7 protein-coding genes are annotated in these 6,066 nt (G+C 72.1%); all 7 read left to right on the top strand.

What is annotated here, in order from left to right; all coding sequences use genetic code 11:
• The first annotated feature begins 81 nt into the window (after positions 1–81).
• Positions 82–444: a DUF2752 domain-containing protein gene (locus ABT360_RS28910; RefSeq protein WP_351822747.1), complete on the top strand. Its 363-nt coding sequence runs from the start codon at positions 82–84 to the stop codon at positions 442–444.
• A gap of 115 nt (positions 445–559) precedes the next feature.
• On the top strand, positions 560–1,369 hold the full coding sequence (trpC, locus tag ABT360_RS28905) for an indole-3-glycerol phosphate synthase TrpC (RefSeq protein ID WP_351822741.1): 810 nt from the start codon (positions 560–562) through the stop codon (positions 1,367–1,369).
• A gap of 9 nt (positions 1,370–1,378) precedes the next feature.
• Complete coding sequence (gene trpM, locus ABT360_RS35440; RefSeq protein ID WP_444852343.1) at positions 1,379–1,831, top strand: tryptophan biosynthesis modulator TrpM; 453 nt, start codon at positions 1,379–1,381, stop codon at positions 1,829–1,831.
• 140 nt (positions 1,832–1,971) lie between these two features.
• Entirely contained in the window at positions 1,972–3,285 is a 1,314-nt protein-coding gene (gene trpB, locus ABT360_RS28895; protein ID WP_351822738.1) for a tryptophan synthase subunit beta, read from the top strand.
• Positions 3,282–4,106 carry a tryptophan synthase subunit alpha gene (gene trpA, locus ABT360_RS28890; RefSeq protein WP_351822735.1) on the top strand — a complete coding sequence of 275 codons (825 nt, stop codon included), beginning with the start codon at positions 3,282–3,284 and terminating at the stop codon, positions 4,104–4,106. Before trpB ends, trpA begins: the two co-directional genes overlap by 4 nt.
• 63 nt (positions 4,107–4,169) lie before the next feature.
• Positions 4,170–5,021: a DsbA family protein gene (locus tag ABT360_RS28885; protein ID WP_351822732.1), complete on the top strand. Its 852-nt coding sequence runs from the start codon at positions 4,170–4,172 to the stop codon at positions 5,019–5,021.
• 81 nt (positions 5,022–5,102) lie between these two features.
• Entirely contained in the window at positions 5,103–6,062 is a 960-nt protein-coding gene (gene lgt, locus ABT360_RS28880) for a prolipoprotein diacylglyceryl transferase (RefSeq protein ID WP_351822729.1), read from the top strand.
• The last annotated feature ends 4 nt before the right edge of the window (positions 6,063–6,066 follow it).

Here is a 6,066-nt window from a genome sequence, read left to right as displayed (position 1 = left end):
GGCGAGGTCTTCCCACATCACATGCAGTGCTCCACAGCCGACCACAGTGCCGTCCTCGTCGCGTTCCGCTACCCAGAACTCCTGGATGTCCTCGTCGCGGCGGCCTTCGCGTACGTCGGCGCGGTCGACCCCAACGAGCCCGGGCACTACCCCGTCTGCCCGCTGCTCCGCTTCACCGGGCTCCTGTGCCCCGGCTGCGGTGGCCTGCGCAGCGCCCACGCCTTCATCCACGGCGATCTGCTCACCGCCCTGGAGGCGAACGCGTTCGCCGTGGCCGGGTACGTGGTCTTCGCGGTGGCGATCGTGTTCTGGCTGGTGCGGGCCGTCCGGGGGCTGCCCGTACAGATCACCCTCGGGCCCGTCTGGTGGTGGTCGGCGGGCGCCCTGCTCGCGATTTTCGGCGTCGTCCGGAACTTTCCGTTCGGCTCTGCACTCGCTCCATGAAGCCGCAGGTCGCAGCGGTGGGGTCGGCCGGATGAGGACTCTGGGCCCCGGTGCGGATACCATCAAGGTGACTGATCCTGATCCAACATCACCGTCCTGGAAGGGGGCCTCTCGCGTGAGTGTGCTCGACGAGATCATCGAAGGCGTTCGCGCCGACCTCGCAGAGCGACAGGCGCGGGTCTCCCTCGACGAGCTCAAGGAGCGGGCGTCGAAGGCGCCCCAGGCCAAGGACGGCGCGGCCGCGCTGCGCGGCGACGGCGTCAAGGTCATCTGCGAGGTGAAGCGTTCCAGCCCCTCCAAGGGCGCGCTCGCCGCGATCGCGGACCCCGCGGGGCTCGCCGCGGACTACGAAGCGGGCGGTGCCGCCGTCATCTCCGTACTGACCGAGCAGCGGCGCTTCGGCGGCTCACTCGCCGATCTCGAAGCGGTCCGCGCCAAGGTCGACATCCCCGTCCTGCGCAAGGACTTCATCGTCACCGCCTACCAGCTCTGGGAGGCCAGGGCGTACGGCGCCGACCTCGCCCTCCTGATCGTCGCGGCCCTGGAGCAGTCCGCTCTGGAGTCGCTGATCGAGCGGGCCGAGTCCATCGGACTCACCCCGCTGGTCGAGGTGCACGACGAGGAAGAGGCCGAGCGGGCCGTCGACGCGGGCGCCCGTGTCATCGGCGTCAACGCGCGCAACCTGAAGACCCTCAAGGTGGACCGCTCCACCTTCGAGCGGGTCGGCCCCGAGATCCCCTCCGGCATCGTGAAGGTCGCCGAGTCCGGCATCCGCGGGCCGCACGACCTGATCGCGTACGCCAACGCCGGTGCCGACGCCGTCCTCGTCGGCGAATCCCTGGTCACCGGACGCGACCCCAAGTCCGCGGTGGCCGACCTGGTCGCCGCCGGCGCCCACCCGGCCCTCCGGCACGGACGGGGCTGAGCCCTCCCCATGTCCGCCGCCGCCCGCCCCGTCGCCGCCGCGACGCCGCACCGGACGCCCCCGCGCCCGGCGCAGCCGTCGCCCGCGACCACGCGCGCGTGCCCGGCTGACGCCCCGCGCGCGTACCGGGCCCCCGAGACCGACGCCTCCACGCGCGCGTACCGGGGCTCCACGGCGGACGACTCCACCGGCGCCCGCCCCGGTCCCGGAGCCGCCCTCGGTGTGCGCCCCCTCGACCGGCCCGGCCCGGGCACCACACCCGCGTACCTGACCGTCCCGGCGGACGCCACGGCGTCCCGGGACCCGTACGCCCGGCTCGCCCGGGGCTGCCGCCCGCGCGGCTGCCGTGCCCCTGCGCGGCGCGTGCACGGGCGCCGCGTCCGCTATGTCATCGGCGACGAGCCCGGCCAGGTCAACGGCATGCGATGGCGCGCGCGCACCGCGCGCCTCCGCCACCGCTGACCCACCGCCCTCCGTGCCGCCCGACGCGGACGTGACGACGGGCGGGACAGCGGTCGACCGGTGGCGTCGGCGCATACCGTGACCACCGTCAAGCCGAGACATCCGGGGGCGCAGCCGCCCCCGTAGAGGAGCATGTCGCAATGCCCAGCGAGTTCTTCATTCCCGATCCCGAGGGCCAGGTCCCGAGCGCCGAGGGCTACTTCGGCGCCTATGGCGGCAAGTTCATCCCCGAGGCCCTCGTCGCCGCGGTCGACGAGGTCGCCGTCGAGTACGACAAGGCCAAGAACGACCCCGCGTTCGCGGCCGAGCTCGACGACCTGCTGGTCAACTACACCGGCCGGCCCAGCGCGCTGACCGAGGTGCCGCGCTTCGCTCAGCATGCGGGCGGCGCCCGGGTCTTCCTCAAGCGCGAGGACCTGAACCACACCGGCTCGCACAAGATCAACAACGTGCTCGGTCAGGCCCTGCTCACCAAGCGCATGGGCAAGACCCGGGTCATCGCCGAGACCGGCGCCGGACAGCACGGTGTCGCCACCGCCACCGCCTGTGCCCTGTTCGGCCTTGAATGCACCATCTACATGGGCGAGATCGACACCCAGCGCCAGGCGCTGAACGTCGCCCGGATGCGGATGCTCGGCGCCGAGGTCATCCCGGTCAAGTCCGGCAGTCGCACCCTCAAGGACGCCATCAACGAGGCGTTCCGCGACTGGGTCGCCAACGTCGACCGCACCCACTACCTCTTCGGCACGGTCGCCGGACCGCACCCCTTCCCCGCCATGGTGCGCGACTTCCACCGCGTCATAGGCGTCGAGGCCCGCCGCCAGATCCTCCAGCGGGCCGGCCGGCTGCCCGACGCGGCCGTCGCCTGCGTCGGCGGCGGCTCCAACGCCATCGGTCTCTTCCACGCGTTCATCCAGGACACCGGCGTACGCCTGGTCGGCTGCGAGCCCGCCGGACACGGCGTCGAGACCGGCGAGCACGCGGCCACGCTCACCGCCGGCGAGCCCGGCATCCTGCACGGCTCGCGGTCGTACGTCCTCCAGGACGACGAGGGCCAGATCACCGAGCCGTACTCGATCTCCGCCGGCCTCGACTACCCGGGCATCGGCCCGGAGCACTCGTACCTCAAGGACAGCGGTCGTGGCGAGTACCGTGCGGTGACCGACGACGCGGCCATGCAGGCCCTGCGCCTGCTGTCCCGTACGGAGGGCATCATCCCGGCCATCGAGTCGGCCCACGCGCTGGCCGGCGCCCTGGAGCTCGGCCGGGAGCTCGGCGAGGACGGCCTCATCGTGGTCAACCTCTCCGGCCGCGGCGACAAGGACATGGACACCGCCGCGCGCTACTTCGGCCTGTACGGCACCGACGCCGCCCCGGTCGAGGCCGACGCCTCCGCCGACGACGGCGCCGCCGAGATCCAGACCGACACCGAGATCCAGGGGGGAACCAAGTGAGCGGCAACATCCACCTCCTCAGCGACACCCTGGAGCAGGCCAAGTCCGAGAACCGGGCCGCGCTCATCGCCTACCTCCCGGCCGGATTCCCCACGGTCGACGGCGGGATCGAGGCCATCAAGGCCGTCTTCGACGGTGGCGCCGACGTCGTCGAGGTCGGCCTGCCCCACAGCGACCCGGTCCTGGACGGCCCGGTCATCCAGACCGCCGACGACATCGCGCTGCGCGGCGGCGTCAGGATCGCCGACGTGATGCGCACGGTCCGCGAGGCGCACGAGGCCACCGGCAAGCCGGTCCTCGTCATGACGTACTGGAACCCCATCGACCGGTACGGCATCGAACGCTTCACCGCCGAACTCGCGGAGGCGGGCGGTGCCGGCTGCATCCTGCCCGACCTGCCGGTCCAGGAGTCCGCCGTATGGCGCGAGCACGCCGAGAAGCACGGCCTGGCGACCGTCTTCGTCGTCGCGCCCAGCAGCAAGGACGAGCGGCTCGCCACCATCACCAAGGCCGGCTCCGGCTTCGTGTACGCCGCCTCCCTGATGGGCGTCACCGGCACGCGCGAGTCGGTCGGCGAGCAGGCGGCCGACCTGGTGCGGCGCACCCGTGCCACCTCCGACCTTCCGGTCTGCGTCGGGCTCGGCGTCTCCAACGCCGAGCAGGCCGCCGAGGTCGCCTCCTTCGCCGACGGCGTCATCGTCGGCTCCGCCTTCGTCAAGCGGATGCTCGATGCCGACGACCACGCTGCCGGCCTCGCCGCCGTACGGGAACTGGCGGGCGAACTCGCCCGTGGAGTGCGGCGCTCCCCCAGGGGTTCGTAGCTCGTACGGGTGGATCTGGACCGGGGAGGCGCGCGGGCGCCTCCCCGGTTCGTTGCTGTGGGCGTGAGCGAGAAGAACAGTGCAGGGAAGCGGAGCGCGCGGGAACGGCTCCAGGAGGAACGCGAGCGGCAGAAGGCCCGCGACAAGCGCAGACGCACGCTGATCGTCGCGGCGGCCGTCGTCGGCGTGCTCGGGCTGGCCGCGGTCGCCGGGCTCATCGCCGCCAACACCGGCGACAAGGGCGACGGCTCCGGCTCCGGCCCCGTCGCCGCCCCGACCGGCGCGACGGGCAAGGACCGGCTGGCCATCCCGGTCGGCGCCACCGACGCCCCGTCCACGCTCACGATCTGGGAGGACTTCCGCTGCCCGGCCTGCGCCCAGTTCGAGAACGCCGTCCGGGACACCATCCACCAGCTGACCGACTCCGGTCAGATCAAGGTCGAGTACCACCTCGCCACGATCATCGACGGCAACATGGGCGGCAGCGGCTCGCTCAACGCGGCGAACGCCGCGGCATGCGCCCAGGACGCCGGCAAGTTCGTCCCGTACCACGACGTGCTCTACCAGAACCAGCCCCCGGAGCCGGACGACGCCTTCGCCAGGGACGCCAAGCTCTTCGAGCTGGCGGCGAAGGTGCCCGGCCTGGACACCCCCGCCTTCCGCTCCTGCGTCTCGGAGGGCACGCACGACAGCTGGGTGAACAAGTCCAACGAGGCCTTCCGCAGCGGTGACTTCCGCGGCACGCCGACCGTGCTGCTCAACGGAGAATCGATCTTCCCGACCAAGGGCAAGGAACAGATCTCCATCGAGAACCTGAAGAAGTGGGTGGCCGAGGCGAACAAGGGCAAGAAGCCGGGCACGGCGTTCCCGTCCCCGCCCGCGCCCTCGGCCCCCGCCAGTCCCACGGCGGGCTGAGCGGGGCGCCCGCGCTGTTATGCACTCTTTGCCGGGCGGGTTGCCCTGTCTCCCGCCCGGCAAGGTAGCGTCGGTCCTGCCATGGACCTTGCCTACATTCCCAGCCCGTCGACCGGTGTGCTCCACCTCGGACCGGTCCCGCTGCGCGGCTATGCCTTCTGCATCATCATCGGTGTCTTCGTCGCCGTCTGGTACGGCAACAAGCGCTGGCTCGCCCGGGGCGGCAAAGCCGGCACCGTGGCCGACATCGCCGTCTGGGCGGTGCCCTTCGGCCTCGTCGGCGGCCGGCTCTACCACGTGATCACCGACTACCAGCTGTACTTCAGCGAGGGTGAGAACTGGGTCGACGCCTTCAAGATCTGGGAGGGCGGCCTCGGGATCTGGGGCGCCATCGCGCTCGGCGCGGTGGGCGCCTGGATCGGCTGCCGACGCCGAGGCATCCCGCTGCCGGCGTACGCGGACGCCATCGCGCCCGGCATCGCCTTCGCCCAGGCCATCGGGCGCTGGGGCAACTGGTTCAACCAGGAGCTGTACGGCAGGCCCACCGACCTGCCGTGGGCGCTGGAGATCAGCGCGGGCGACAACCGCGAGGCCGGGCTCTACCACCCGACCTTCCTGTACGAGTCGCTGTGGTGCGTCGGTGTCGCCCTGCTGGTGATCTGGGCGGACCGCCGGTTCAGGCTGGGCCACGGCCGGGCGTTCGCGCTGTACGTCGCGGCGTACTGCGCGGGACGCGGCTGGATCGAGTACATGCGCGTCGACGAGGCGCACCACATCCTCGGCCTCCGGTTGAACGTCTGGACCGCGATCGTGGTGTTCCTGCTGGCCGTGGCGTATATCGTCGTCTCGTCGCGGGTGCGACCGGGGCGCGAGGAGGTCGTGGAACCGGCGGTGCTCGCGGATGCGGCGAAGGCGGATGCGGCGCAGCCGGGCGTGGCGAAGTCGGGCGTGGCGGACTCGGCGGGCCCCGTCGGTGGGGCGGGCGCGGGTAAGCGCGGTGCCCCTACGGATGCGAAACCGGAGTCGGCGGAGAAGAGCTGACTCG

It is taken from the genome of Streptomyces sp. NPDC000229 (assembly GCF_040300825.1).
In the GTDB taxonomy this organism is placed as follows: domain Bacteria; phylum Actinomycetota; class Actinomycetes; order Streptomycetales; family Streptomycetaceae; genus Streptomyces.
This window is presented reverse-complemented; position numbering and strand designations above follow the sequence as displayed.